The sequence below is a fragment of the Pseudomonas sp. D1-1 genome, assembly GCF_051132225.1.
GTDB lineage: Bacteria > Pseudomonadota > Gammaproteobacteria > Pseudomonadales > Pseudomonadaceae > Aquipseudomonas.
The window spans coordinates 5,596,752-5,622,110 of the sequence record NZ_CP071676.1 but is presented as its reverse complement, the minus strand read 5'-3'; the positions used below and the strand labels follow the sequence as shown (position 1 = coordinate 5,622,110).

The window sequence follows — 25,359 nt, the reverse complement described above, 5'->3', positions numbered from 1 at the left end:
CGTCGGTCCTCCGCGCCGAACGGTTCCATCCTTGCTCTCGATGGTTCTATGATGGACCCCATTTTGTAAGCCCCGGGAGCCAGCGATGCCTTTGCCGTCCATGAAAGATCAGTTCGCTGCCCTGATCGCCGCGCCTTCGGTCAGTTGTACCCAGCCCAAGCTGGACCAGTCCAACAGCGCCGTGATCGAGCTGCTGGCAGGCTGGCTGTCGGAACTGGGATTCTCCTGTGATATCCAGCAGGTCAGCCCCGGCAAGTTCAACCTCCTCGCCAGCTTCGGCACGGGGCCCGGCGGGCTGGTGCTGGCCGGGCACAGCGACACGGTGCCGTTCGATGGCGCGTTGTGGCAGACCGACCCGCTCAAGCTCACCGAGGTCGGCGGGCGCTGGGTGGGCCTGGGCAGTTGTGACATGAAAGGTTTTTTCGCCCTGGCCATCGAAGCGGTGCGGCCGTTGCTGGACCAGCCGTTCAAGCAGCCGTTGCTGATCCTCGCCACCTGCGATGAAGAAAGCTCCATGGCGGGCGCCCGTGCCCTGGCCGAGGCCGGGCGGCCGCTCGGACGCGCGGCGGTGATAGGCGAACCGACGGGGCTGAAGCCGATCCGCATGCACAAGGGCGTGATGATGGAGCGTATCGACATCCTCGGGCGCAGCGGCCATTCCTCCGACCCGAGCCTGGGCCGCAGCGCGCTCGAAGCGATGCACGACGCCATGGGCGAGCTGCGTGGCCTGCGCCTGCAATGGCAGCGTGAGTTCCGCAATCCACAGTTCACCGTGCCGCAGCCGACCCTGAATTTCGGTTGTATTCATGGCGGCGACAATCCCAACCGGATCTGCGGCCAATGCTCCATGGAGTTCGACCTGCGCCCACTGCCAGGCATGGATCCAGAGGTGCTGCGGGCGGCGATCCGGCAGAAGCTCGACCCCATCGCCGAACGCCATCAGGTGAAGATCGACTACGCACCGCTATTCCCCGAAGCGCCCCCGTTCGAGCAGGCCGAGGACGCCGAGCTGGTGCGGGTGGCCGAACGGCTCACCGGGCATCGTGCCGAAGCAGTGGCGTTCGGCACCGAAGCGCCTTATCTTCAGCGCCTCGGTTGCGAAACCGTGGTATTGGGGCCTGGCGATATCGCCTGCGCCCACCAGCCTGGCGAATACCTTGAAATGTCACGTTTGCAGCCTACCGTGCAGCTGTTGCGACAGTTGATCGGCCATTACTGCCTGACACCGGCCAGCGCCGGTTAAATTGTCCGCTTGCGGACCCGTATTCATGAGGAGAGCGCGCGTGTCGCCAAGCCTGTTCCGACGATAACCACCAGCCCGCTGTGCGTTCCGCTTCGTCTTTTTTAGGCTGTTATTTATTACAGGCCCAGGTTCATGCCCGAATACGTCAATTGGCTTCGTCACGCTTCGCCCTATATCAACGCCCACCGCGATTGCACCTTCATCGTCATGCTGCCTGGCGACGGGGTGGAGCACCCCAACTTCGGCAACATCGTCCATGACCTGGTGTTGCTGCACAGCCTCGGCGTGCGGCTGGTGCTGGTGCATGGTTCGCGTCCGCAAATCGAGACCCGCCTCGCTGCCCGCGGCCTGACGCCGCACTATCACCATGGCATGCGCATCACCGATGCCGCGACCCTGGAGTGCGTAATCGACGCGGTCGGTCAGTTGCGCATTGCCATCGAGGCGCGCCTGTCGATGGACATGGCCTCCTCGCCGATGCAAGGCTCGCGGTTGCGCGTGGCCAGCGGCAACCTGGTCACCGCGCGGCCGATCGGCGTTCTCGAAGGCGTGGACTATCACCACACCGGGGAAGTGCGTCGGGTCGACCGCAAGGGCATCAACCGCCTGTTGGATGAGCGCTCGATCGTCCTGCTGTCGCCGTTGGGCTATTCACCGACCGGGGAAATTTTCAACCTGGCGTGTGAAGACGTTGCGACCCGGGCGGCCATCGATCTGGCCGCCGACAAACTCCTGTTGTTCGGCGCCGAGCAGGGCCTGATCGGCGAGGATGGGCGGCTGGTTCGCGAGCTGCGTCCGCAACAGGTCCCGGCTCATATGCAACGTCTGGGCAGCGATTATCAGGCCGAGCTGCTCGATGCGGCGGCGCAGGCCTGCCGGGGCGGCGTGGCGCGTAGCCACATCGTCAGCTATGCCGAGGACGGTGCGCTGCTGGCCGAACTGTTCACCCGCGATGGCAGCGGCACGCTCGTGGCCCAGGAACAATTCGAGGTGGTGCGCGAAGCCGCCATCGAGGATGTCGGCGGCTTGCTGGACCTGATCAGTCCTTTGGAGGAACAGGGCATTCTGGTACGGCGTTCCCGCGAGGTGCTGGAGCGCGAGATCGAGCAGTTCAGCGTGGTCGAGCGCGAAGGCATGATCATCGCGTGCGCGGCGCTGTACCAGATCGCCGATTCGGATGCCGGGGAACTCGCCTGCCTGGCGGTGAACCCGGAGTACCGCCACGGTGGCCGGGGCGATGAGCTGCTGGAGCGGATCGAAACCCGGGCCCGCGCCCAGGGCCTCAAGACTCTGTTCGTGCTGACGACCCGGACCGCCCACTGGTTCCGCGAGCGCGGCTTCGAGCCCAGCAGTGTCGATCGCCTGCCGGCGGCGCGGGCTTCGTTGTACAACTATCAGCGTAATTCGAAAATCTTCGAAAAATCGCTGTAAACGACCCGCCTGTCCAATCACGCTGCCGCGACTTTCTTGATTTCAGACAATCAGCGACTAGTCTGGAAAGCCTCAAGATCGCGGCATGCGCACGCATTGGCATGTCGCGCGCGAGCCCCGACGAAACACCATTCAGGAATCCGCGGCGTCGCCGATAAGCCGAGTCAGGGCTTGATGACGCTTTGATGGCAAGCATATGTCGAAACGAGCTGAAAACTGGTGAAACAATTCTTTTTGGATTTATAAAGAAACCTTTATTCTTCCGGCCGGTGTCGCGGGGTTAGACCATGGTCGTAGTCCGAAAGGGTTACGGTTGACTTGCCAGTCACGGTCTGGCGCTAATCGCGCATCCGCGGATTCCGGGCGTTCGAACCGGAACCAAAGACACACAAGAATTAGAAAACGAGAGGAGCGATACATGAAGAAGTCCACCTTGGCCCTGGCTGTGGCCGTTGGGGTAATGGCGCAGCAGGCAGGCGCCGCCGGTTTCATCGAGGACAGCAAGGCGTCCGTCAGTTCTCGCACCATGTACTTTGACAACGACAACCGTGAAGGCGCTGAAGACCAGCGTGAAGCGGCGACCGGCCTGAAGTTCGACTACAAGTCCGGCTTCACTCAAGGTGTCGTTGGTTTTGGTATCGACGCCCAGGCGATGGTTGGTCTTCACCTTGATGGTGGTAAAGGTCAGCGTCCAGACGCCAATAACTCCTTCTCGCCAAGTGACTCCGACGGGTCCGCGGAGCACAGCTGGAGCCGTGGGTCGGCCAACGTGAAGGCGCTTTTCTCCAAGACCGAGGCCCACCTGGGTGGTGCTCTGCAGCCTAACCTGCCGATCCTGGTCGCCAACGATGGCCGTCTGCTGCCGCAAACCTTCGAAGGTGGCACTATCACCTCCAAGGACCTGGACAACGTGACGTTCAACGCCGGTCAACTGGAGCGCGCCGTAGGCCGTGCCGGTACCAACAGTACTGGCTTGGCAGTGGCAGGTGGTACCGAAGACAGCAACCAGTTCCGTTACGCCGGTGCTGACTGGAAGGTCACCAAGGACCTGACCCTGCAGTACTACTACGCCAACCTGCAGGATTACTACAAGCAGCACTTCCTGGGTGCGGTACACGTTTTCCCGATCACCGAAGGCCAGTCGTTCAAGACTGACCTGCGTTACTTCGACAGCAGCTCGGATGGCCGTAACGGCGACCCAGGCTATCGCTTCAACAACAACGGCGGTTATGCCAAGAACCCGGGCGAGGTCGATAACAAGACCTGGAGCGCCATGTTCACCTACACCCTGGGTGGCAGCGCGTTCCTGTTGGGTCACCAGCAAGTTGGCGACGATGGTGGCTTCGTCTACATGAACCAGGGCAACCTGCTCAATGACAGCGGCCGCAACGAAGGCGCCGGTGGCTCGAGCTTCTACCTGTTCACCGACAGCATGATCCATCAGTTCGTTCGTGCGGGTGAGAACACCACCTTCGGTCAATACTCGTACGACTTCACCGGCCTGGGCGTTCCTGGCTTGAAGGCAGCGATTGCCTACCTGCACGGTGACGACATCAAGTCTGCTACCGGCGGAAGCGAAACTTCCGAGTGGGAACGCGACATGCGCCTGGACTACGTCGTCCAGCAAGGCCCGCTCAAGGGCTTCGGCACTACCCTGCGTCATGGCTCCTACCGTGGCAGCAGCACCGGTATCGCCGACCAGGATCAGACCCGCCTGATCTTCAACTACACTTACAACTTCATGTAAGACGTAGCGAAGTAAAAAAGCCCCGCCCGGCAGCACGCCGGGCGGGGCTTTTGCGTTTTTGGCTCAGCGAGCCGGATAGAGTCTTTATCCCTTGGACTGCGCCGCGTCCTTGCGCAAGATGTACGCGCTGAACCCGAGGAAATCGTCCAAGTGCCCGGTAATGATTGCGATCATGATCGGCAGTTGCAGAGCTTGATAGTCATGCACGGCGATGTTCCTGAAGCCCACCATATTCTTCAGGTTTTTCACCAGGCCTTCCTCCAGCCAGCCACCTTGCAAAAGCAGCTCGAATGTATCGCGAGCACTTTGCGGAACACCCAGCCGCTCACGTCGAATCAAGTGCTGTCCCATGTCCAGTGCCGCTTCACACGCCCGTTGAATGTTCAGGACTGCCGAGTCCTGGCGAGTGAAATCGGTGGCAAACGTAGCGGGATCTTTCTCGTATTCTTCCCGCACCCTGGCGACGCAACGCTCGATACTTGCTGCCTTGTTGATCAAAACATCATCGGCCATACACGCTGCCTTCTTCCTGAATATCCTTGAGCAAACCTGCCCGAGCCTCATCCAGAGCGGTTTTTTCGCTGAGAATGAAACATTCATACAAACCCGCCTGTACGTCTCTGGCCCAGAGCCGCTGACCTCGGGTCACGATCTGGTATTGCATGACGGTCGTTGCCGCGCGTAGATCGATCAGATCGACGGGACTGCCAGCGATATCGGCCAAATCTCCTGAGAGCTGCCACAGCGAAACAGGGTCGACCTCGCCGGACACGAGCACCGCCAGATCGACGTCGCTATCAGGTCCCGCGGTGCCCTGTGCATGACTACCGAACAGGTAAACCGCCAGCAGCCCAGGGAGATGGTGATGCAGATAAGACAACAAGGCTTGAGTGTTCATGCTGCCTATCCTAGCCGCTCATTCTGAAATCGCCGCAATAATTTGCGGAGTGCAAATGCAGTGTCTAGTCCTGAAATAGGTTTACACCTGTTTCATCTCAAAGCGCCCGATGCACCGCATCGGGCGTTTTGTATTTCAGAGACAAATGAGGTCGCTTACGGTTATAAATTTCTATCGACTCCTCGACCATGCGCTTGGCTTGGGCAAGGTCTTTGGGACGGTGTAAAAGAAACTCCGTTTTCAGAATCCCATTCACCCGTTCCGCTAGGGCGTTCTGGTAGCAGTCATAGCCATCAGTCATCGAGCATTTGATGCCGTGCTTGGCATGCAGCCTCTGGTAGAGATCAGAGCAGTATTGCGAGCCCCGATCAGAGTGATGTACCAGCGGCTGATTGCTTCTTCGATGCCGAAGGGCTTTGGTCATTGCCTGGATGACTGACTCGGTATGCAGGCTTTCATGCACATGATGGCCGACTATTTTGCGCGAAAACGCATCAGTGACCAGGCTCACATAAGCGACGCTTTGTTCGGTAGGCAAGTAGGTTATATCCGCTACCCATACCTGTTCAGGACCCGTGGCAGTGACTTGGTCAGGGCCGGGTTTGAGCCGATTCGGATGTCGACGGAAGCGATGATGACTATCGGTAGTCTTGTGATAAGCGCGTTTGCGTAGGACCAGTTGTCGATGGTCTCGCAAGATATCGAACAACCGATCTCGACCTACCGTTCGCGTCAGTTCAGGTTCGGCTTGCATAAGGCCATGCAGCTTACGAGTGCCCAACCGGGGCATTTCAAGACGAGTCTCCAACACAAATCCCAGCACTCTTTGCGTATGTCTGGCTTGTGCGTCGTAAGCTCGATTGCGCTTGTAGTAGGCCTGCCGAGAGATGCCTAGAAACTGGCAAGCCCTGGTAATGCTCAGGCCTTCGATTTGCCCTTGGGTGAGGACTTGCCGGATCGCTTTTTTACGACAGAAACACCGTAATCGTTTTTCAGCACGTCAACGACAGCTTCAAAAAATTGGGCTTTCTGGTTGGCAAGGGCCAGCTTTTCTTCCAGCTCCTTGATTCGCTGCTCTGGTGTCAGCGGCAAATTTGGCTCGGCCATCGGTCGGTTCCTCTGGGCACGAATGGAGGCGCCTTGACTCCAGTCCTGCCGTCCATGCTTGCGTAACCACACCAACACAGTCGACCGACCCTGAATCCCATAACGCCGTTGAGCCTCTTTATAACTCAGTTCGCCCTTTTCAACTTGATCGACGACCGCCAATTTAAAGCCCAGTGTGTAGTCACACTGACTGCGCCTTTTTCCTGATTCCATTGGTTCCTCCTGAGGATAGGTCAGAAGGTGTAAACCTTATTCAGGACGAGACACAGAGCAAAAAAAAGCCCCGCCCGGCAGCACGCCGGGCGGGGCTTTTGCGTTTCGGGTCCGGCCCACCCCTGTAGCCTTCCCCGAACCTTCTCCTCTTTTCAGCAACTCGAGGCCTTCTCAAAACCTCGGCGATGATCTTGGTCCGCTATGCACGAGAGCGCCAGTGAACAGTTTTTTATATTCAATAAAGATCTAAATAAATGGGTATTCATTCTTTTTCAAGCAAGGAAAAGCGGTGCACAGTTGGGCCACAACTACTCAACCAGGAGCTGCACCATGAGCCTCAGACTTGGCGACATCGCCCCCGATTTCGAACAGGATTCCAGCGCCGGCAAGATTCGCTTCCATGAATGGCTCGGTGATAGCTGGGGTGTGTTGTTCTCCCATCCAGCGGATTTCACCCCGGTGTGCACCACCGAACTGGGCCTTACCGCCAAGCTCAAGGATGAATTCGCCAAGCGCGGCGTCAAGGCCATTGCCCTTTCGGTAGACCCGGTGGACTCGCATCACAAGTGGATCGAGGACATCAACGAAACCCAGAATGCCGTGGTCAATTTTCCGATCCTGGCCGACGCCGACCGCAAGGTATCCGACCTCTACGACCTGATTCACCCCAACGCCAGCGACACGTTGACCGTGCGTTCCTTGTTCGTGATTGACCCGAACAAGAAGATCCGCCTGACCATCACCTACCCGGCGAGCACCGGGCGCAACTTCAATGAAATCCTGCGGGTGATCGATTCCTTGCAGCTGACCGACAACTACAAGGTCGCCACGCCGGCGAACTGGCAGGATGGCGATGAAGTGGTGATCGTGCCGTCGCTCAAGGATGAGGAGGAACTCAAGCAGCGCTTTCCCAAAGGCTATCGCGCCGTCAAACCATACCTGCGCCTGACGCCGCAGCCCAATCGCTGAGGCAAAAACAGAACCAGAACCTGTGGGAGCGAGCCTGCTCGCGAAGGCGGCCGATCAGCCAGTATTGAGGTCGACTGACACACCGCTATCGCGAGCAGGCTCGCTCCCACAGTTGATCTTCTGTGCACCAAGGGTTTTGGCCGTTTCGACGGCCTTTTTTATTGCCTTAAGGAAAGCTGATCGTATATCTCTTAAATGCATAACCAAATGAATAAATATGATTTAAAGATATATAAATGCCCTGTTATGGTTTGCTCCATACAGCGAGATCGCCCACCGCGAATCGCACGTGAATTCAAGGAATGGTTGGCATGTTGGTTGTCTCGCTCGGCGGCAGTCCCAGCCAGCGCTCCCGATCAGGAGTGCTGCTGGAGCGCTCGCAACGTTGGTTGCAGCAGCAAGGTGTGGAAGTGGTGAGCTATCAGGTGCGTGATTTTCCCGCCGAAGATCTGCTCCATGCCCGCTTCGATAGCCCCAAGGTACTGGACCTGCTGGCCCAGATCGAAAACGCCGACGGCCTGGTGATCGCTACGCCTGTCTACAAGGCGTCTTTCTCCGGCGCGTTGAAAACGGTACTGGACCTGCTGCCCGAACGCGCGCTGGCCCATAAGGTAGTGTTGCCCATGGCGACAGGCGGCAGCATCGCCCACATGCTGGCGGTGGACTACGCCCTGAAGCCGGTGTTGTCGGCACTCAAGGCCCAGGAAATGCTGCATGGGATTTTCGCCGAGGACAACCAGATCGCTTACGGCGAAGGCAGCGCCCAGGCGCAATTGGCGCCGGCCCTGCAGCAGCGTCTGGACGAGGCGCTTGAACAGTTCTACAGCGCCATGGCCCGGCGGCCCAAGCCGCTGGATCCCAGCGTATTGAACGAACGTCTGTTGAGTGCTCGCTGGAGCATCTGACTCGCTACATCCCTGATTCAACTCCACCTTACTCAGCCGTCAACGGCCAAGCAGGTGCAGCCAAAACCCCACAGCAAAAAGGAGAGGCGCCATGCGCACTGTCATTTTGCGTCGCGGGCTGGTCGCTCTGTTTGCTGCGGCTGTGTCCTTCGGCGCCATCACCCAGGCTCAGGCCGAAACCTTGCGGATCGGCTATCAGAAGTACGGCACTCTGGTGCTGCTCAAGGCCAAGGGCACCTTGGAAAAACGCCTCGCCGCCCAAGGCGTCGACGTGCAATGGACCGAATTTCCCGGCGGCCCGCAGCTGCTGGAAGGCCTGAACGTCGGCTCGATCGATTTTGGCGTGACTGGCGAAACCCCTCCGGTGTTTGCCCAAGCGGCAGGCGCGGATTTGCTTTATGTCGCCTACGAGCCACCGGCGCCGAACAGCGAGGCAATCCTGGTGCCCAAGGGCTCGCCGATCCAGTCGGTGCAGGAGCTCAAGGGCAAAAAAGTCGCGCTGAACAAAGGCTCTAACGTCCACTACCTGCTGGTACGCGCGCTGGAAGATGCCGGCCTCGAATATTCCGACATCCAGACGGTTTTCCTGCCGCCGGCGGATGCCCGTGCCGCGTTCGAACGCGGCAGCGTGGACGCCTGGGTAATCTGGGACCCGTACCAGGCAGCCGCCGAACAACAGTTGCAGGCACGCACCCTGCGTGACGGCAAGGGCATCGTCGACAACCACCAGTTCTATCTGGCGACCAAACCTTACGCGCAAAAAAATCCCCAGGTCATCACGACGCTAGTGGAAGAGGTGCGTGCGGTAGGGGAGTGGTCCAAGGCCAACCCTGAAGACGTGACCCGGCAGGTCTCGCCGCTGCTAGGCCTGCCGGCGGACATCACCCTGACGTCGGTGAAACGCCAAGGCTATGGGGCTCTGTTCCTGACGCCGGAGGTGGTCGCGGCGCAGCAGAAAATCGCCGACAGCTTCTATCAGCTCAAATTGATTCCCAAGCCCTTGAGCATCAAGGACGTGATCTGGACGCCGCCGGCGGCCGTTGCGAACGCGCAGTAATTCGATCCCTTAGGAGACCACTCCATGAGCCTCAATATTTTCTGGTTCCTGCCCACCCACGGCGACGGCCATTACCTTGGCACCGCTGAAGGCGCCCGCGCCGTCGATCATGGTTACCTGCAACAGGTTGCCCAGGCTGCCGATCGGCTGGGTTTCGGCGGGGTGTTGATTCCTACCGGGCGTTCCTGCGAAGACTCCTGGCTGGTAGCCGCTTCGTTGATTCCGGTGACCCAGCGCCTGAAGTTCCTGGTTGCCCTGCGCCCCGGGATCATTTCCCCGACGGTGGCGGCGCGTCAGGCCGCGACGCTGGATCGGCTGTCCGGCGGGCGGGCGCTGTTCAACCTGGTGACGGGTGGCGATCCGGACGAGCTGGCCGGTGACGGGCTGTTTCTGGACCACGAGCAACGCTACCAGGCATCGGTGGAATTCACCCGGATCTGGCGTCGGGTGCTAGAGGGCGAGACGGTCGATTACGACGGTGAACACATCAGTGTGAAGGGCGCCAAGCTGCTCTATCCGCCGATCCAGCAACCGCGTCCGGCATTGTATTTCGGCGGCTCGTCGGAAGCTGCCCAGGATCTCGCCGCCGAGCAGGTGGAAATGGTTTTGACCTGGGGCGAACCGCCCGCCGCCGTCGCGGAAAAAATTGCCCAGGTGCGGGCCAAGGCCGAGAAGCTTGGGCGCACCGTGCGTTTCGGCATTCGCCTGCATGTGATCGTGCGGGAAACCAACGCCGAAGCCTGGCAAGCCGCCGACCGGCTGATCTCCCACCTGGACGACGAAACCATCGCTCGCGCCCAGGCGTCCCTGGCGCGTTTCGACTCGGTGGGTCAGCAACGCATGGCCGCGTTGCACGGCGGTCGGCGCGACAAGCTGGAAGTCAGCCCCAACCTCTGGGCCGGTGTCGGCCTGGTGCGCGGCGGTGCCGGAACGGCGCTGGTGGGCGATGGCCCGACCGTGGCTGAGCGGGTCAAGGAATACGCCGACCTGGGCATCGACACGTTCATTTTCTCGGGTTATCCACACTTGGAAGAATCCTATCGGGTGGCGGAACTGTTGTTCCCGCACCTCGATGTGGAGCGCCCGGAACTGCCGAAAAGCCAGGGCTATGTGAGCCCGTTCGGTGAAATGGTCGCCAACGATATCCTGCCCAAAGCTGCTTCGCAGAGCTGAGGCGGCCATGAAAAAACTTATCCACAACCTCGCGCCGTGGGCGGTGCCCCTGCTGTTGTTGGCGGTGTGGCAATTGTCGGTATCGGCCGGCTGGTTATCCACGCGGATCCTGCCGGCGCCGGTGGCGGTGATCGAGGCCGGAGTGAACCTGGTGCGCAGCGGTGAAATCTGGACGCACCTGGCTATCAGCGGTTGGCGCGCGGCGGTCGGCTTCCTGATTGGCGGCGGCATCGGCCTGGCCCTGGGCTTTATCACCGGCCTGTCGAAGTGGGGCGAACGGCTGTTGGACAGCTCCGTGCAGATGGTGCGTAACGTGCCTCACCTGGCGCTGATTCCACTGGTGATCCTCTGGTTCGGTATCGACGAGTCGGCGAAGATTTTCCTGGTGGCGCTGGGCACGCTGTTTCCGATCTACCTCAACACCTACCACGGGATTCGCAATGTCGACCCGGCGCTGGTGGAGATGTCCCGCAGCTACGGTTTATCCGGCTTCAGCCTGTTTCGCCAGGTGATCCTGCCGGGCGCCTTGCCTTCGATCCTGGTGGGCGTGCGTTTTGCCCTGGGTTTCATGTGGTTGACGCTGATCGTCGCGGAAACCATCTCGGCCAGCTCCGGTATCGGTTATCTGGCGATGAATGCCCGGGAATTCCTGCAGACCGACGTGGTGGTGCTGGCGATTCTGCTGTACGCCGTGCTCGGCAAGCTGGCCGACCTTGCTGCCCGCGGGCTTGAACGCGTCTGGCTGCGCTGGCATCCGGCCTATCAGGTGAACAAGGGAGGTGTCGCATGACCGCCCAACAACCGCCGCGCCTGCTGCGAGGTATCCCGCTGGCGGTGCGCAATCTGCAGAAGACCTTTGGTTCGCGCCAGGTATTGCGTGACATCGACTTGCATATCCCGGCCGGGCAGTTCGTCGCCGTGGTTGGCCGCAGCGGCTGCGGCAAAAGTACCTTGTTGCGCTTGCTGGCCGGCCTCGATCAGCCGTCGGGCGGGCAATTGTTGGCCGGTTCGGCATCGCTGAGCGCTGCACGGGAAGACACACGTCTGATGTTTCAGGAGGCGCGTTTGCTGCCCTGGAAAAAGGTCATCGACAACGTCGGCCTCGGACTCAAGGGCGACTGGCGACCACAAGCGTTGCAGGCGCTGGATGCCGTGGGCCTGGCCGATCGTGCACACGAGTGGCCGGCGGCATTGTCCGGCGGACAGAAACAGCGGGTGGCCCTGGCCCGGGCGCTGATTCATCAACCGCGCCTGCTGTTGCTGGACGAACCTCTGGGCGCGCTCGATGCGCTGACCCGGATCGAAATGCAGCAACTGATCGAGCGTCTCTGGCAGCAACACGGCTTCACCGTGCTGTTGGTGACCCACGACGTCAGCGAAGCGGTGGCGATCGCCGACCGGGTGATCCTGATCGAAGACGGCCAGATCGGCCTCGACCTGGCCATCGACTTGCCGCGCCCGCGTGCCCGCGGTTCGCATCGGCTGGCGAGCCTGGAAACCGAAGTCCTCAACCGCGTGCTGTCCTTGCCCGGCCAACCGCCGGAATCCGAACCCGTTTCACCCTTGCCCACGCAACTGCGTTGGGCGCAATAACTTCATCCAGACAGGAACGACATCATGACTATCAAAGCCATCAACGTACGCAACCAGTTCAAAGGCACCATCAAGGAAATCGTCGAAGGCGACGTGCTGTCGGAAATCGACGTGCAGACCGCCTCGGGCATCGTTACCTCGGTCATCACCACCCGCTCGGTCAAGGAGCTGGAACTGGCGATTGGCAGCGAAGTGATTGCCTTCGTCAAATCCACCGAGGTGTCTATCGCCAAGTTGTGAACTATGCTTGACCTGCAGCCCCGGATGGCTTGAGCCCTTCGGGGCTTTTTCGTTCCCACGCTCTGCGTGGGAACGACTCAATCAGAGCGCTTGGGCAGAAACGGAGGGAGATAGAGCCCCAGGTACGCATCGAACACACGCATGCCTTCCTCGGCCATGCGCGGGGTTATCTGGCCGTGCTGGTGTACCGAGCGGGCGTAGACGCGGTCGCCCAGTTCCATGGCCAAGGCGAACACGTCGACATCGGCAGGCAAGGGCGGCAGTTGGAAATGGCGGGCAAAGACGGTGTGCATCAGCTCGCTCAGTTCCAGGTCATGCTGGCGGTCGGCCTGGGTGACTTCAGTCAGGCCATGCTGGGCCAGGATCAGTTGGCGAGCGGCGGCGTCCTCGCTGTAGATCACCAGCATCCGTTGCTCCACCAGCCGCGACAGATCGTGCCAATGGTTCAGCGCTGCATGATCGATCGGTGTTTGAAGGCAGGCACGAAAGGCTGCATGGACGTCGGCGGTCAGGGCTTCGAGCAGGGCCGGGACGCTGGCGAAGAAGTGATAGACGGAGGAGGGCGGGATCCCGGCGCGCTCGGCGACGCTGTAGATCGACAGGCTGGCCACGCCTTCGGCGGCGAGCAGCGTGCGGGCGGCATCGAGGATCGAGTCGATCCGGGCCTGGCTGCGGGCGCGGGGTTTGCGAGGGGTGGCGGTGCGTGTCATGAAGCTCTCCTGCGGGGCTGCCGGGCATTGTACGAGTCGGGTCTTGTGTTGTCTGCCAGGCCGTCATCGCGAGCAAGCTCGCTCCCACATTGAGTGTGCGGTGCCCCTTGAATCATGTGCGCTGAAAATCCCTGTGGGAGCGAGCTTGCTCGCGATCCGCCGAAGGCGGTCATTCGCCCAGACATAAAAAAACGCCGCAGCCCTGAAGGCCTGCGGCGTTCCTTTCTACCGCAACCGCTTAAACGGTATGCAGGTACCAGTTGTACTCAAGGTCGGAGATGGAGTGTTCAAACTCTTCCAGCTCGCTTTCCTTGCAGGCCACGAAGATATCGATGTACTTGGGATCGATGTACTTGGCCATGACTTCGCTGTCGTCCAGTTCGCGCAGGGCATCGCGCAAGTTGTTCGGCAGGCTTTGCTCGTTCTGCTCGTAGCTGTTGCCTTCGACGGGCGCGCCGGGCTCGATCTTGTTGGTCAGGCCATGGTGCACGCCCGCCAGGACCGCCGCCATCAACAGGTACGGGTTGGCATCGGCGCCGGCGACACGGTGTTCCAGGCGTACGGCATCGGCGGAGCCGGTCGGCACGCGCAAGGCCACGGTGCGGTTGTCCAGGCCCCAGGTCGGCGAGTTCGGCACGTAGAACTGTGCGCCGAAACGACGGTAGGAGTTGACGTTCGGGCAGAGGAACGCCATCTGCGCGGGCAGGGTCTCGAGCACACCGCCGATCGCGTGACGCAGCGCGGCGTTCTGCTCGGGATCCTCGCTGGCAAAGATATTCTTGCCTTCTTTGTCCAGGATCGAGATATGGACGTGCAGACCGTTGCCCGCCTGGCCTGGATACGGCTTGGCCATGAAGGTGGTGTCCATTTCATGGTCGTAGGCGATGTTCTTGATCAGCCGCTTGAGCAGTACCGCGTAGTCACAAGCCTTGATCGGGTCGGCCACGTGGTGCAGGTTCACTTCGAACTGCGCCGGGGCACTTTCCTTGACGATGGCGTCGGCGGGAATGCCTTGCTCCTTGGCCCCTTCCAGGATGTCCTGGAGGCAATCGACGTATTCGTCGAGGTCATCGATCAGGTAGACCTGTGTCGAGTGCGGGCGTTTGCCAGAGATTGGCGAGCGGGGCGGTTGTGGACGGCCATTCACGTTCTCCTGGTCGATCAGGTAGAACTCCAGCTCGAATGCCGCGCAGATGGTCAGGCCCAGTTCATCGAACTTGGTCACGACCTGGCGCAGGACTTCGCGAGGGTCGGCGAAGAACGGATCGCCTTCAAGCTCGTGCATGGTCATCAGCAGTTGCGCGGTGGGGCGCTTCTGCCAGGGTTCGTTGCTTAGAGTGCCGGGGATTGGATAGCAGATGCGGTCGGCATCGCCGATGTCCAGGCCCAGGCCGGTGCTTTCCACCGTCGAGCCATTGATATCCAGGGCAAATAGAGAGGCCGGCAGGTTGATGCCTTTCTCGTAAACCTTGTGGAGGCTGGTGCGTTCGATGCGCTTGCCGCGCACCACACCATTCATATCCGCAATCAGAAGGTCAACGTACAGAACCTCAGGATGTTCCTTAAGGAACGCGTTCGCTTCGTTAAGCTGAACGGCACGCGGGGGTACCGACATGATGCAACACCTTTGTTGTTAAAAATATCAATCATTGATCTCTTCGAAAGCCAGTCAACCCGAACGGCATGCCGAAGTCAAGCAGGGCCTTTTTTGCCCTAAAAAAGCACCTGCGGGGCTTTTTTGAGGCAATTTGGGGCGTTTTTTTCCCTTTGAAGGGCTTGTCCCCCGCAGGCTTGAGCGGGCCGTGTTGTATTTTTTACGGGGGTGTTGTGTAAAAAAATGAACAAGGCTAAGCTCGATTCAAACCCATAACAGCAATAATACCGGGGTGCTTCATGTCTCGCCTGCCGTTAATCGGCATCACCACCTGCTCCAGGCAGATCGGTCTGCATGCGTATCACACCACTGGCGACAAATATGCGCGGGCTGTCGCAACGGCCGCCAAGGGCTTGCCGGTGCTGATCCCGTCCCTGGCGGATCTGTTCTCCCCGTCCGATATTCTGGACGCCCTGGACGGTATTCTTTTTACCGGCTCCCCTTCCAATGTAGAACCTTTTCACTACCAGGGCCCGGCCAGCGCGCCAGGCACCGCTCATGATCCTGCACGGGACGCCATTACCCTGCCGCTGATCCGCGCAGCGGTCGACGCGGGCGTTCCGGTGCTGGGCATCTGTCGCGGTTTCCAGGAAATGAACGTTGCCTTTGGCGGTAGCCTGCATCAGAAAGTTCATGAAGTCGGAACCTTCATCGATCATCGTGAAGACGACACCCAGCCGGTAGAGGTCCAATATGGTCCTGCCCATGCCGTGCATGTCCAGCCTGGCGGTATCCTCGCGTCTTTGGGGCTGCCGCCGCAGGTCGAGGTCAACTCGATCCACAGCCAGGGCATCGAGCGCCTGGCCTCGGGGCTGCGGGCCGAAGCGCTGGCGCCGGATGGCTTGATCGAAGCCGTCTCGGTGGTACAAGGCAAGGCTTTTGCTTTAGGAGTGCAATGGCACCCTGAATGGGCGGTAGGCTCCAACCCGCACTACCTTGCGATTTTCCAGGCATTTGGCGATGCCTGCCGAGCAAGGGCAACACAACGCGACGCCGATGCGTCAAACAACGCCTGACGACTAATAGCAGTCAGGAAACTCACGCCTAGAGGCATTTATGAGTAACAACCTCGACCAGCTCACCGATTGGTTGAAAGACCACAAGATCACAGAAGTCGAATGCATGATTGGCGACCTGACCGGCATTACCCGGGGCAAGATCTCGCCGACCAACAAGTTCATCGCCGAAAAAGGCATGCGCCTGCCCGAGAGCGTTCTGCTCCAGACCGTAACGGGCGACTATGTCGAAGACGACATCTATTACGAACTGCTCGACCCCGCCGACATCGACATGATCTGCCGCCCGGACGAAAACGCAGTCTTCCTGGTGCCCTGGGCCATCGAGCCCACCGCCCAGGTGATCCACGATTCCTACGACAAGCAAGGCAACCCCATCGAGCTGTCGCCGCGCAACGTGCTCAAGAAGGTGCTCAAGCTCTACGCCGACAAGGGCTGGCAGCCGATTGTCGCGCCGGAGATGGAGTTCTACCTGACCAAGCGCAGCGACGACCCGGACTTTCCGCTGCAACCGCCTATCGGCCGTTCCGGTCGCCCGGAAACCGGTCGCCAGTCTTTCTCGATCGAAGCGGCGAACGAATTCGACCCGTTGTTCGAGGACGTCTATGACTGGTGCGAATTGCAGGAACTGGACCTCGATACCCTGATTCACGAAGACGGCACCGCGCAGATGGAAATCAACTTCCGTCATGGCGATGCACTGTCGCTGGCCGACCAGATCCTGGTGTTCAAGCGCACCATGCGCGAGGCGGCGCTCAAGCACGATGTGGCCGCCACCTTCATGGCCAAACCGATGACCGGCGAGCCGGGCAGTGCGATGCACTTGCACCAGAGCATCATCGACAAGGAAACCGGCAAGAACGTCTTCTCCAACGAAGACGGGACCATGAGCGAGCTGTTCCTGCACCACATCGGTGGCCTGCAGAGATTCATCCCCGAGCTGCTGCCGCTGTTCGCCCCCAACGTCAATTCGTTCCGCCGCTTCCTGCCCGACACCTCGGCGCCGGTGAACGTCGAATGGGGCGAAGAAAACCGCACCGTGGGCTTGCGGGTTCCGGACGCCGGGCCGCAGAACCGTCGCGTGGAAAATCGCTTGCCGGGCGCCGACGCCAACCCGTACCTGGCGATTGCCGCCAGCCTGTTGTGCGGCTACATCGGCATGGTCGAGGGCATCGATCCGAGCGCGCCAGTGGTCGGCCGTGGTTATGAGCGCCGGAACCTGCGTTTGCCGCTGACCATCGAAGATGCCCTGGAGCGCATGGAAAACAGCTCCACCATCGAGAAGTACCTGGGCAAGAAATTCATCACGGGCTACGTCGCGGTCAAGCGGGCCGAGCATGAAAACTTCAAGCGCGTCATCAGTTCGTGGGAGCGGGAATTCCTGCTCTTTGCCGTCTGATGCGCCGGGCGGGGCCGCCGAAAGCCCCGCCCCCAATGGAATAAAAGGAGAATCCGCATGACCCGCAACAATCCGCAAACCCGTGAATGGCAGGCCCTGAGCAGCGATCATCATCTGGCACCGTTCAGCGACTTCAAACAGCTCAAAGAGAAAGGCCCGCGCATCATCACCCACGCCAAGGGCGTGTACCTCTGGGACAGTGAAGGCAACAAGATCCTCGACGGCATGGCCGGCCTCTGGTGCGTGGCGGTCGGCTACGGCCGCGATGAGCTGGCGGACGCCGCCAGCCAACAGATGCGCGAGCTCCCGTACTACAACCTGTTCTTCCAGACCGCCCACCCGCCGGTGCTGGAACTGTCGAAGGCCATCGCCGACATCGCCCCGGAAGGCATGAACCACGTGTTCTTCACCGGCTCCGGCTCCGAAGGCAACGACACCATGCTGCGTATGGTCCGCCACTACTGGGCGATCAAAGGGCAGCCGAACAAGAAAGTCATCATCAGTCGCAAGAACGGTTATCACGGTTCGACCGTGGCTGGCGCGAGCCTGGGTGGCATGACCTACATGCATGAGCAGGGCGACCTGCCGATCCCGGGTATTGTCCACATCGCCCAACCCTACTGGTTTGGCGAAGGCGGCGACATGAGCCCCGAAGAGTTCGGCATCTGGGCCGCCAATCAGCTGGAAGAAAAGATCCTCGAGATCGGCGTCGACAACGTCGGTGCGTTCATTGCCGAGCCGATCCAGGGCGCCGGCGGCGTGATCGTGCCGCCGGACAGCTACTGGCCGCGCATGAAGGAAATCCTCGCCAAATACGACATCCTGTTCGTGGCCGACGAGGTCATCTGCGGTTTTGGCCGCACGGGTGAGTGGTTCGGTACCGATCATTACGGGTTGAAACCGCACATGATGACTATCGCCAAGGGCCTTACCTCGGGTTACATCCCCATGGGCGGCCTGATCGTGCGCGACGATGTGGTCGCGGTGCTCAACGAAGGCGGTGACTTCAACCACGGCTTCACCTACTCCGGTCACCCGGTGGCCGCTGCGGTGGCCCTGGAAAATATCCGTATCCTGCGCGAAGAAAAGATCATCGAGCGCGTCCACAGCGAAACGGCACCGTATTTGCAGCAGCGCCTGCGGGAACTGAACGACCATCCGCTGGTGGGTGAAGTGCGCGGCGTCGGTTTGCTGGGGGCGATCGAACTGGTCCAGGACAAGGCCACGCGCAAACGCTACGAAGGCAAGGGCGTGGGCATGATCTGCCGGCAGTTCTGCTTCGATAACGGGCTGATCATGCGCGCAGTGGGCGACACCATGATCATTGCGCCGCCGCTGGTGATCAGCAAGGCCGAGATCGACGAATTGGTGGCCAAGGCGCGGCAATGCCTGGACCTGACGCTCGGTGCGCTGCAAGGCTGAGTGCTAGGCTCTGTGCGAGGTGCCGACATGGGCCTCGCCCGGTGTGAATAAAGGCTGGGCTTGTGTTGAAAGCCTGCCCTGTAACTTGCCAGACTACCCCTGCTGTTCAAGTTGCCAGAGAGCCGGCTACTGAACCGTGGCCAAGAAGAATAACTGGAGCACTTTTTCATGAAGGCAATAGGCATGAAGACATTAGGTATGAAGATAGCTGGCAAGACCCTCCTCGCCATGTCCCTGGCGGGCGTGATGGCGGGCGCCGCCCAGGCGGACGACAAAGTGCTGCACGTCTACAACTGGTCGGACTACATTGCGCCGGACACGGTCGCCAAGTTCGAGAAGGAGACAGGGATCAAGGTCGTCTACGACGTCTTCGACAGCAACGAGACCTTGGAGGCCAAGCTGCTGGCGGGCAAATCCGGCTATGACGTCGTCGTGCCGTCGAACAACTTCCTCGCCAAGCAGATCAAGGCCGGTGTCTATCAGGAGCTGGACAAGTCCAAGCTGCCGAACTGGAAAAACCTCGACACCGACCTGCTCAAGGCCGTCGGCGATGCCAGCGACCAGGGCAACAAACACGCCTTCCCGTACATGTGGGGCACCATCGGCATCGGTTACAACCCGGAAAAGGTCAAGGCCGCATTGGGCATCGACAAGATCGATTCCTGGGACACCCTGCTCAAGCCCGAGAACATCGCCAAGCTCAAGAGCTGCGGGGTGAGCTTCCTCGATTCGCCGACCGAAATGATTCCGGTGGCCCTGCATTACCTCGGCTACCCGACCGACAGCCAGGACAAGAAGCAACTGGCCGAGGCCGAAGCGTTGTTCCTCAAGCTGCGTCCATCGATCGGCTACTTCCACTCCTCCAAGTACATCTCGGACCTGGCCAACGGCAACATCTGCGTGGCCGTGGGTTACTCGGGTGATATCGAGCAATCCAAGAGCCGTGCTGCCGAAGCTGGCGGCAAGGTGAAAGTGGCCTACACCATTCCGAAGGAAGGTGCCGGTTCGTTCTACGACATGGTCGCCATTCCCAAGGATGCCAAAAACGTCGAAGGCGCCTACAAGTGGATGAACTTCATCATGCAGCCGGAAATCATGGCGGAGATCACCGACAACGTGCGCTTCCCTAACGGCAACAAGGCCGCCACCCCACTGGTGGACAAGGAAATTTCCGGTGACCCGAGCATTTATCCATCGGACGAAGTTAAGGCCAAGCTCTACGCGATTGCCGACCAGCCGGCCGCGACCCAGCGGATCCTGACCCGCAGCTGGACCAAGATCAAATCCGGTAAATAAGCCGGCTTGAAGCAATCTCCTGTTGTCGGCGTCGTCACGGCGGCGGCAACAGGCGCAATTAAATAACTAAAAGTTTTGCTGGATCGGTTTATCGAGGGTAAGTTGCGCGCCGGTTTTGTTGCAGGGCATTTCGTTGCCCGGTAACGGGGGCAACTTGGGCCCAACTATTTAAGAGGACCTCCACGTGCCTGTCTTTTCTTTGTTACGCAACGCTTTGCTGGTCGGTGCCGGCCTGACGCTCGCCGTCGGTGTCCAGGCCGCCTCCACCGTGCATATTTATAACTGGTCGGACTACATCGGCGAGACCACCCTGGCGGACTTCGAGAAAGCCACCGGGATCAAGCCGGTCTACGACGTGTTCGATTCCAACGAAACCCTGGAAGGCAAGTTGCTGGCCGGTCGTACCGGTTACGACGTGGTTGTGCCGTCCAACCACTTCCTGGGCAAGCAGATCAAGGCTGGTGCGTTCCAGAAACTCGACAAGGCGCAATTGCCCAACTACGCCAACCTCGACCCCGTGCTGCTCAAGCGCCTGGAGAAAAACGACCCGGGCAACCAATATGCCGTGCCTTACCTGTGGGGCACCAACGGCATCGGCTACAACGTCGAGAAGGTCAAGGCGGTATTGGGCGTCGAGAAAATCGACTCGTGGGCCATGCTGTTCGAACCGGAAAATATCAAGAAGCTCTCCAGCTGCGGCGTTTCGTTCCTCGACTCGGGCGACGAAATGATTCCGGCCATGCTCAACTACCTGGGCCTGGACCCCAACAGCCAGAACCCCGAAGACTACAAGAAGGCCGAGGCCCAGCTCCTCAAGATCCGGCCTTACGTCACCTACTTCAATTCCTCCAAGTACATCTCCGATCTGGCCAACGGCGAGATCTGCGTGGCCGCCGGTTTCTCCGGGGACATTTTCCAGGCCCGCGAACGTGCCAGCGAGGCCGGCAAGGGCGTCGATATCGCCTACGTGATTCCCAAGGAAGGCGGCAACCTCTGGTTCGACATGCTGGCGATCCCGCGCGACGCCAGCAACGCCAAGCAGGCCCATGCGTTCATCAACTACCTGCTCAAGCCTGAGGTCATCGCCCAGGTGAGCGACGTCGTTGGTTACGCCAACCCGAACCCGAAGGCTGGCGAACTGATGAGCCAGGACGTACGCACCGACGAAGCGGTCTACCCACCGCAAGCGGTCGTCGACAAGCTCTACGTCAATTCCGAGTTGCCGCCCAAGATCCAACGACTCATGACCCGCAGCTGGACTAAGGTCAAGTCGGGTAAATAGCGTCAAGCGCTCTAACTTTTCCAAGGTTCGCCCACCTGGGGCGAGCTGCAAATTTTGTGGGAGTTTCGTAAATGGCAGTTGCCTCCGGCGCCTATAAGAAAGCCCTCGAGGGCGACCAGACACCCAAGCAGGTGCTGGTCAAGATCGACCGGGTCACGAAGAAGTTCGACGAGACGATTGCCGTGGACGATGTGTCCCTGGAAATCAAGAAAGGCGAGATCTTCGCCTTGCTCGGCGGTTCGGGATCAGGCAAATCCACCTTGCTGCGCATGCTGGCAGGTTTCGAGCGGCCCACGGAGGGGCGGATCTTCCTCGATGGCGTGGACATCACCGACATGCCGCCCTACGAGCGGCCGATCAACATGATGTTCCAGTCCTACGCCTTGTTCCCCCACATGACGGTGGCGCAGAACATCGCCTTCGGCCTGCAACAGGACAAGATCCCGAAAGCCGAGGTCGATGCCCGCGTGGCCGAGATGCTCAAGCTCGTGCAGATGAGCCAGTACGCCAAGCGCAAGCCGCACCAGCTCTCCGGCGGCCAGCGCCAGCGTGTCGCCCTGGCCCGTTCGCTGGCCAAGCGGCCGAAGCTGCTGCTGCTCGATGAGCCGATGGGCGCCCTGGACAAGAAGCTGCGCTCGCAGATGCAGCTTGAGCTGGTGGAGATCATCGAGCGGGTCGGCGTGACCTGTGTAATGGTGACCCATGACCAGGAAGAGGCCATGACCATGGCCGAGCGCATCGCGATCATGCACCTGGGCTGGATTGCCCAGATCGGCAGCCCGATCGACATCTACGAAACCCCGACCAGCCGCCTGGTCTGCGAATTCATCGGCAACGTCAACATCTTCGAGACCGAAGTGGTGGACGACGCCGAGGGCCACGCGGTGCTGACCTGCAAGGACCTTGATCGCAATATCTACGTCGGCCACGGCATCAGCACTTCGGTGCAGGACAAGTCCGTGACCTACGCCATTCGCCCGGAGAAGCTGCTGGTCACCTCCGAGCAGCCAACCTGCGAGCACAACTGGTCCAGCGGCAAGGTCCATGACATTGCCTACCTGGGCGGCCACTCGGTGTTCTACGTCGAATTGCCAAGCGGCAAGCTGGTGCAGTCGTTCGTCGCCAACGCCGAGCGGCGCGGCCAGCGCCCGACCTGGGGCGACCAGGTGTTCGTCTGGTGGGAAGACGACAGCGGCGTGGTGCTTCGCTCATGAACATGCGCAAGCTCAAACGCCGACTCGCTCGAATAACGCCCGGTGGCCGTCAGCTGGTCATTGGGGTGCCCTTCATCTGGCTGTTCCTGTTCTTCATGCTGCCGTTCTTCATCGTCCTGAAGATCAGCTTCGCCGAAGCCGACGTGGCCATCCCGCCGTACACCGAGATCTACAGCTACGTTGACCAGAAGCTGCAAGTGCTGCTCAACCTCGCCAACTACGCGATGCTCAGCGAGGACGAACTGTACATCGCCGCCTATCTCGGCTCGCTGAAGATGGCCCTGATCAGCACCGTGCTGTGCCTGCTGATCGGCTACCCGATGGCCTACGGCATCGCCAACGCCCGCAAAGAGATGCAGACGGTGCTGGTATTGCTGATCATGATGCCGACCTGGACCGCGATCCTGATCCGCGTCTACGCGTGGATGGGCATCCTCAGCAACAACGGCCTGCTCAATGGCTTCCTGATGAGCATGGGCTGGATCAGCGAGCCCTTGCAGATCCTCAACACCAACCTGGCGGTCTATATCGGCGTGGTTTATTCCTACCTGCCGTTCATGATCCTGCCGCTGTACGCCAACCTGGTCAAACACGACCCGAGCCTGTTGGAAGCCGCGTCCGACCTGGGTTCGAGCACGTTCAACAGCTTCTGGAAAATCACCGTGCCGCTGTCCAAGAACGGCATCGTCGCAGGCTGCATGCTGGTGTTCATCCCGGTAGTGGGTGAGTTCGTGATCCCGGAACTGCTGGGCGGTCCGGAAACCTTGATGATCGGCAAGGTGCTGTGGCAGGAGTTCTTCAATAACCGTGACTGGCCGGTGGCATCCGCCCTGGCGGTAGTGATGCTGGCGATCCTGATCGTGCCCATCATCCTGTTCAACAGCAGTCAGGCCAAGGAAATGGAGGGCAAGGAATGAAGCGCTTCAGTTTTTCAAGCCTGATGCTGGTGTTGGGGCTGTTGTTCATCTATGCGCCAATGCTGATCCTGGTGATCTTTTCGTTCAACGCCTCGAAACTGGTGACGGTGTGGGGCGGTTGGTCGGTCAAGTGGTACGTCGGCCTGCTGGACAACTCGCAACTGATGGGCTCGGTGGTGCGTTCGCTGGAGATCGCCTGCTACACCGCGATCGCCGCGGTGGCGCTGGGTACGCTGGCGGCCTTCGTGTTGACCCGCATCACCCACTTCAAGGGCCGCACGTTGTTCGGCGGCCTGGTCACCGCGCCGTTGGTGATGCCGGAAGTGATCACCGGCCTGTCGCTGTTGCTGTTGTTCGTGGCGATGGCGCAGATGATCGGCTGGCCACAGGAGCGTGGCATCGTCACGATCTGGATCGCCCATACGACGTTCTGCGCGGCCTATGTGGCGGTGGTGGTCTCGGCGCGCTTGCGTGAGCTGGACCTGTCCATCGAAGAGGCAGCCATGGACCTCGGTGCGCGGCCGTGGAAGGTGTTCTTTTTGATCACCATCCCGATGATCGCGCCATCGCTGGCGGCGGGCGCGATGATGTCGTTCGCTTTGTCCCTCGACGACCTGGTGCTGGCAAGCTTCGTCTCCGGTCCTGGCTCGACGACGTTGCCAATGGAAGTCTTCTCGGCGGTACGCCTGGGGGTCAAGCCGGAAATCAACGCGGTGGCGAGCCTGATCCTGCTGGCGGTGTCGCTGGTGACCTTCCTGGTCTGGTACTTCAGCCGCCGCGCCGAAGAAAACCGCAAGCGAGCGATCCAGCAAGCCATCGAGGAAAGCGCCGCCGATTCCTGGAAACAACCGCAGGTGCGCCGGCCCGAGACCACTTCGGCCTGATTGAGGAGCGGAACCATGTGGGAGCGAGCTTGCTCGCGATAGCGATATTACAGTCAGTGAAGAGGTTGACTGTCAGTCCGTCATCGCGAGCAAGCTCGCTCCCACAGGTTTTATGTTGTTCCTAACTTTGCGACCTGGCTCAGATCCCCTGTGGGAGCGAGCCTGCTCGCGAAGGCGATAGCACCTGCCGGCTACGAAACCCAGGGCGACGTGCGAATCACCTCGATGAAGTTCATCGGCTTGAACCCCGGTTCCTGATCCACCAGCACATCGGTCTTCACGTTGCCAAAAGTGGTCTGCGGACGATGCCGCAAGCCGTCGGCGAAGGCGCAGATGATGCACTCCTTGAAACCTTCTCCACGCGGGTGCGCATGCACCACGGCGTCGCGCTGTGCGGCGGGGAACGCGGCGTAGTCCATGCCGAGCACGTCCATTTCCACCCCGGCGGTCACCAGGGCGACGGTCGGGCGCAGGTGTTTCGGCACGCCTGGGGTGGTGTGCAGGGCAATCGACAGCCACACCTGTTCGATGTCGTCATCGCTCAGCCCGTAGGGTTTGAGAAATGCTGCGGCAGCGTTTGCCCCGTCCACCTCGAAACGCTCGTCATCACTGCGATAGCCTTCCACCAGGCCGAGGTCGTGGAACATCGCGCCGACGTACAGCAGCTGCGGATCGTAGGCCAATTGGCGGCGCTCGCCACTCAAGGCGCCGAACAGGAACACCCGGCGGGAATGGTGATAAAGCAGGTCTGATTCGATGTCGCGGATATATTCGGTGGTGGCCCGGGCGAGGGCGCTGTCGGGAATCCGGATGCCGGCGATGCTGCTCATGCTGCTCTCCTCTTTGACGATGCGCCGTGGCGGCGCTGAGAATTTCAGTCTGTTCGCCGGGGTAAGACGCGGCAATCGCGCCATGGCTGCGATTACGGCCAATGAACTCGGGTTTCATGCCATCTGGCTTCTGCACGCCGGATTGGCTAGGGTTCGCTG

General features: G+C 60.3%; 24 protein-coding genes. 18 read left to right on the top strand and 6 right to left on the bottom strand.

The window, feature by feature from the left end; all coding sequences use genetic code 11:
* Positions 1 to 85: 85 nt before the first annotated feature.
* The 3 genes from argE to J3P86_RS25405 all read left to right on the top strand — a co-directional run bounded on the left by argE (position 86) and on the right by J3P86_RS25405 (position 4,421).
* A complete protein-coding gene (argE, locus tag J3P86_RS25415) occupies positions 86 to 1,243 on the top strand; it encodes an acetylornithine deacetylase (RefSeq protein ID WP_434627231.1) in 1,158 nt (385 codons plus the stop codon).
* A 132-nt stretch (positions 1,244 to 1,375) separates the two neighbouring features.
* Entirely contained in the window at positions 1,376 to 2,674 is a 1,299-nt protein-coding gene (argA, locus tag J3P86_RS25410) for an amino-acid N-acetyltransferase (RefSeq protein ID WP_434571047.1), read from the top strand.
* A 418-nt stretch (positions 2,675 to 3,092) separates the two neighbouring features.
* Positions 3,093 to 4,421: an OprD family outer membrane porin gene (locus tag J3P86_RS25405; protein WP_434699095.1), complete on the top strand. Its 1,329-nt coding sequence runs from the start codon at positions 3,093 to 3,095 to the stop codon at positions 4,419 to 4,421.
* 84 nt (positions 4,422 to 4,505) lie between these two features.
* Here the strand turns inward: J3P86_RS25405 and hepT are convergent, their stop codons facing one another.
* The 3 genes from hepT to J3P86_RS25390 all read right to left on the bottom strand — a co-directional run bounded on the left by hepT (position 4,506) and on the right by J3P86_RS25390 (position 6,639).
* The gene (gene hepT / locus J3P86_RS25400) at positions 4,506 to 4,934 is read right to left on the bottom strand and encodes a type VII toxin-antitoxin system HepT family RNase toxin (RefSeq protein ID WP_434627234.1); all 429 of its coding nucleotides are present in this window, start codon (positions 4,932 to 4,934) and stop codon (positions 4,506 to 4,508) included.
* Positions 4,924 to 5,319: a type VII toxin-antitoxin system MntA family adenylyltransferase antitoxin gene (gene mntA, locus J3P86_RS25395; protein WP_434699094.1), complete on the bottom strand. Its 396-nt coding sequence runs from the start codon at positions 5,317 to 5,319 to the stop codon at positions 4,924 to 4,926. The genes hepT and mntA overlap by 11 nt, the downstream gene beginning before the upstream one ends.
* 97 nt (positions 5,320 to 5,416) lie before the next feature.
* A protein-coding gene (locus J3P86_RS25390; RefSeq protein WP_434699093.1) for an IS3 family transposase occupies positions 5,417 to 6,639 on the bottom strand; the annotation gives its coding sequence in 2 pieces (ribosomal slippage) (positions 5,417 to 6,288 and positions 6,288 to 6,639; 1,224 coding nt in all).
* 330 nt (positions 6,640 to 6,969) lie between these two features.
* Between J3P86_RS25390 and J3P86_RS25385 the strand changes: the two genes are divergently transcribed.
* The 7 genes from J3P86_RS25385 to J3P86_RS25355 all read left to right on the top strand — a co-directional run bounded on the left by J3P86_RS25385 (position 6,970) and on the right by J3P86_RS25355 (position 12,576).
* A complete protein-coding gene (locus J3P86_RS25385; RefSeq protein ID WP_003206652.1) occupies positions 6,970 to 7,608 on the top strand; it encodes a peroxiredoxin in 639 nt (212 codons plus the stop codon).
* 311 nt (positions 7,609 to 7,919) lie between these two features.
* The gene (ssuE, locus tag J3P86_RS25380) at positions 7,920 to 8,513 is read left to right on the top strand and encodes an NADPH-dependent FMN reductase (protein ID WP_305498044.1); all 594 of its coding nucleotides are present in this window, start codon (positions 7,920 to 7,922) and stop codon (positions 8,511 to 8,513) included.
* A 91-nt stretch (positions 8,514 to 8,604) separates the two neighbouring features.
* Positions 8,605 to 9,570 (top strand): sulfonate ABC transporter substrate-binding protein, encoded by a 966-nt coding sequence (locus J3P86_RS25375; RefSeq protein WP_434627240.1) that lies wholly within the window; start codon positions 8,605 to 8,607, stop codon positions 9,568 to 9,570.
* 24 nt (positions 9,571 to 9,594) lie between these two features.
* On the top strand, positions 9,595 to 10,743 hold the full coding sequence (gene ssuD, locus J3P86_RS25370) for an FMNH2-dependent alkanesulfonate monooxygenase (RefSeq protein ID WP_434699092.1): 1,149 nt from the start codon (positions 9,595 to 9,597) through the stop codon (positions 10,741 to 10,743).
* 7 nt (positions 10,744 to 10,750) lie between these two features.
* Positions 10,751 to 11,533 (top strand): aliphatic sulfonate ABC transporter permease SsuC, encoded by a 783-nt coding sequence (gene ssuC, locus J3P86_RS25365; RefSeq protein ID WP_434571056.1) that lies wholly within the window; start codon positions 10,751 to 10,753, stop codon positions 11,531 to 11,533.
* Positions 11,530 to 12,336, top strand: coding sequence for an aliphatic sulfonates ABC transporter ATP-binding protein (gene ssuB / locus J3P86_RS25360; RefSeq protein WP_434699091.1), 807 nt, complete (start codon positions 11,530 to 11,532; stop codon positions 12,334 to 12,336). The genes ssuC and ssuB overlap by 4 nt, the downstream gene beginning before the upstream one ends.
* 24 nt (positions 12,337 to 12,360) lie before the next feature.
* Positions 12,361 to 12,576, top strand: a complete 216-nt coding sequence (locus J3P86_RS25355) for a TOBE domain-containing protein (RefSeq protein ID WP_003177394.1) — start codon at positions 12,361 to 12,363, stop codon at positions 12,574 to 12,576.
* Positions 12,577 to 12,653: 77 nt separating this feature from the next.
* On the opposite strand, the gene J3P86_RS25350 is transcribed toward J3P86_RS25355, so the two are convergent.
* Together J3P86_RS25350 and J3P86_RS25345 are read right to left on the bottom strand one after the other, a co-directional pair.
* Entirely contained in the window at positions 12,654 to 13,286 is a 633-nt protein-coding gene (locus J3P86_RS25350) for a TetR/AcrR family transcriptional regulator (protein WP_434571059.1), read from the bottom strand.
* A gap of 238 nt (positions 13,287 to 13,524) precedes the next feature.
* Complete coding sequence (locus J3P86_RS25345; RefSeq protein ID WP_305498052.1) at positions 13,525 to 14,901, bottom strand: glutamine synthetase family protein; 1,377 nt, start codon at positions 14,899 to 14,901, stop codon at positions 13,525 to 13,527.
* Positions 14,902 to 15,179: 278 nt separating this feature from the next.
* Here J3P86_RS25345 and J3P86_RS25340 point away from each other — a divergent pair, with 278 nt between their 5' ends.
* The 8 genes from J3P86_RS25340 to J3P86_RS25305 all read left to right on the top strand — a co-directional run bounded on the left by J3P86_RS25340 (position 15,180) and on the right by J3P86_RS25305 (position 24,370).
* Positions 15,180 to 15,956: a gamma-glutamyl-gamma-aminobutyrate hydrolase family protein gene (locus J3P86_RS25340; RefSeq protein WP_434602180.1), complete on the top strand. Its 777-nt coding sequence runs from the start codon at positions 15,180 to 15,182 to the stop codon at positions 15,954 to 15,956.
* A gap of 40 nt (positions 15,957 to 15,996) precedes the next feature.
* On the top strand, positions 15,997 to 17,355 hold the full coding sequence (locus tag J3P86_RS25335) for a glutamine synthetase family protein (protein WP_434602179.1): 1,359 nt from the start codon (positions 15,997 to 15,999) through the stop codon (positions 17,353 to 17,355).
* A 57-nt stretch (positions 17,356 to 17,412) separates the two neighbouring features.
* Positions 17,413 to 18,777: an aspartate aminotransferase family protein gene (locus J3P86_RS25330; protein ID WP_434627249.1), complete on the top strand. Its 1,365-nt coding sequence runs from the start codon at positions 17,413 to 17,415 to the stop codon at positions 18,775 to 18,777.
* A 198-nt stretch (positions 18,778 to 18,975) separates the two neighbouring features.
* The gene (locus J3P86_RS25325; protein WP_434700683.1) at positions 18,976 to 20,073 is read left to right on the top strand and encodes a polyamine ABC transporter substrate-binding protein; all 1,098 of its coding nucleotides are present in this window, start codon (positions 18,976 to 18,978) and stop codon (positions 20,071 to 20,073) included.
* 184 nt (positions 20,074 to 20,257) lie between these two features.
* Entirely contained in the window at positions 20,258 to 21,355 is a 1,098-nt protein-coding gene (locus tag J3P86_RS25320; RefSeq protein WP_434696486.1) for a polyamine ABC transporter substrate-binding protein, read from the top strand.
* Between the two features lie 71 nt (positions 21,356 to 21,426).
* Positions 21,427 to 22,569, top strand: a complete 1,143-nt coding sequence (locus J3P86_RS25315) for an ABC transporter ATP-binding protein (protein ID WP_014340741.1) — start codon at positions 21,427 to 21,429, stop codon at positions 22,567 to 22,569.
* Positions 22,566 to 23,486, top strand: coding sequence for an ABC transporter permease subunit (locus J3P86_RS25310; RefSeq protein WP_434699090.1), 921 nt, complete (start codon positions 22,566 to 22,568; stop codon positions 23,484 to 23,486). Before J3P86_RS25315 ends, J3P86_RS25310 begins: the two co-directional genes overlap by 4 nt.
* Positions 23,483 to 24,370 (top strand): ABC transporter permease subunit, encoded by an 888-nt coding sequence (locus J3P86_RS25305; protein ID WP_305498066.1) that lies wholly within the window; start codon positions 23,483 to 23,485, stop codon positions 24,368 to 24,370. The genes J3P86_RS25310 and J3P86_RS25305 overlap by 4 nt, the downstream gene beginning before the upstream one ends.
* Positions 24,371 to 24,561: 191 nt before the next feature.
* On the opposite strand, the gene J3P86_RS25300 is transcribed toward J3P86_RS25305, so the two are convergent.
* Positions 24,562 to 25,200: an HD domain-containing protein gene (locus tag J3P86_RS25300; protein WP_434699089.1), complete on the bottom strand. Its 639-nt coding sequence runs from the start codon at positions 25,198 to 25,200 to the stop codon at positions 24,562 to 24,564.
* Positions 25,201 to 25,359 lie beyond the last annotated feature (159 nt).

Excerpts from the sequence above, each read along its gene's own strand:
- argE (WP_434627231.1), top strand. The coding sequence starts at position 86 with ATGCCTTTGCCGTCCATGAAAGATCAGTTCGCTGCCCTGATCGCCGCG.
- argA (WP_434571047.1), top strand. The coding sequence starts at position 1,376 with ATGCCCGAATACGTCAATTGGCTTCGTCACGCTTCGCCCTATATCAAC.
- J3P86_RS25405 (WP_434699095.1), top strand. The coding sequence starts at position 3,093 with ATGAAGAAGTCCACCTTGGCCCTGGCTGTGGCCGTTGGGGTAATGGCG.
- hepT (WP_434627234.1), bottom strand. The coding sequence starts at position 4,934 with ATGGCCGATGATGTTTTGATCAACAAGGCAGCAAGTATCGAGCGTTGC.
- mntA (WP_434699094.1), bottom strand. The coding sequence starts at position 5,319 with ATGAACACTCAAGCCTTGTTGTCTTATCTGCATCACCATCTCCCTGGG.
- J3P86_RS25385 (WP_003206652.1), top strand. The coding sequence starts at position 6,970 with ATGAGCCTCAGACTTGGCGACATCGCCCCCGATTTCGAACAGGATTCC.
- ssuE (WP_305498044.1), top strand. The coding sequence starts at position 7,920 with ATGTTGGTTGTCTCGCTCGGCGGCAGTCCCAGCCAGCGCTCCCGATCA.
- J3P86_RS25375 (WP_434627240.1), top strand. The coding sequence starts at position 8,605 with ATGCGCACTGTCATTTTGCGTCGCGGGCTGGTCGCTCTGTTTGCTGCG.
- ssuD (WP_434699092.1), top strand. The coding sequence starts at position 9,595 with ATGAGCCTCAATATTTTCTGGTTCCTGCCCACCCACGGCGACGGCCAT.
- ssuC (WP_434571056.1), top strand. The coding sequence starts at position 10,751 with ATGAAAAAACTTATCCACAACCTCGCGCCGTGGGCGGTGCCCCTGCTG.
- ssuB (WP_434699091.1), top strand. The coding sequence starts at position 11,530 with ATGACCGCCCAACAACCGCCGCGCCTGCTGCGAGGTATCCCGCTGGCG.
- J3P86_RS25355 (WP_003177394.1), top strand. The coding sequence starts at position 12,361 with ATGACTATCAAAGCCATCAACGTACGCAACCAGTTCAAAGGCACCATC.
- J3P86_RS25350 (WP_434571059.1), bottom strand. The coding sequence starts at position 13,286 with ATGACACGCACCGCCACCCCTCGCAAACCCCGCGCCCGCAGCCAGGCC.
- J3P86_RS25345 (WP_305498052.1), bottom strand. The coding sequence starts at position 14,901 with ATGTCGGTACCCCCGCGTGCCGTTCAGCTTAACGAAGCGAACGCGTTC.
- J3P86_RS25340 (WP_434602180.1), top strand. The coding sequence starts at position 15,180 with ATGTCTCGCCTGCCGTTAATCGGCATCACCACCTGCTCCAGGCAGATC.
- J3P86_RS25335 (WP_434602179.1), top strand. The coding sequence starts at position 15,997 with ATGAGTAACAACCTCGACCAGCTCACCGATTGGTTGAAAGACCACAAG.
- J3P86_RS25330 (WP_434627249.1), top strand. The coding sequence starts at position 17,413 with ATGACCCGCAACAATCCGCAAACCCGTGAATGGCAGGCCCTGAGCAGC.
- J3P86_RS25325 (WP_434700683.1), top strand. The coding sequence starts at position 18,976 with ATGAAGATAGCTGGCAAGACCCTCCTCGCCATGTCCCTGGCGGGCGTG.
- J3P86_RS25315 (WP_014340741.1), top strand. The coding sequence starts at position 21,427 with ATGGCAGTTGCCTCCGGCGCCTATAAGAAAGCCCTCGAGGGCGACCAG.
- J3P86_RS25310 (WP_434699090.1), top strand. The coding sequence starts at position 22,566 with ATGAACATGCGCAAGCTCAAACGCCGACTCGCTCGAATAACGCCCGGT.
- J3P86_RS25305 (WP_305498066.1), top strand. The coding sequence starts at position 23,483 with ATGAAGCGCTTCAGTTTTTCAAGCCTGATGCTGGTGTTGGGGCTGTTG.
- J3P86_RS25300 (WP_434699089.1), bottom strand. The coding sequence starts at position 25,200 with ATGAGCAGCATCGCCGGCATCCGGATTCCCGACAGCGCCCTCGCCCGG.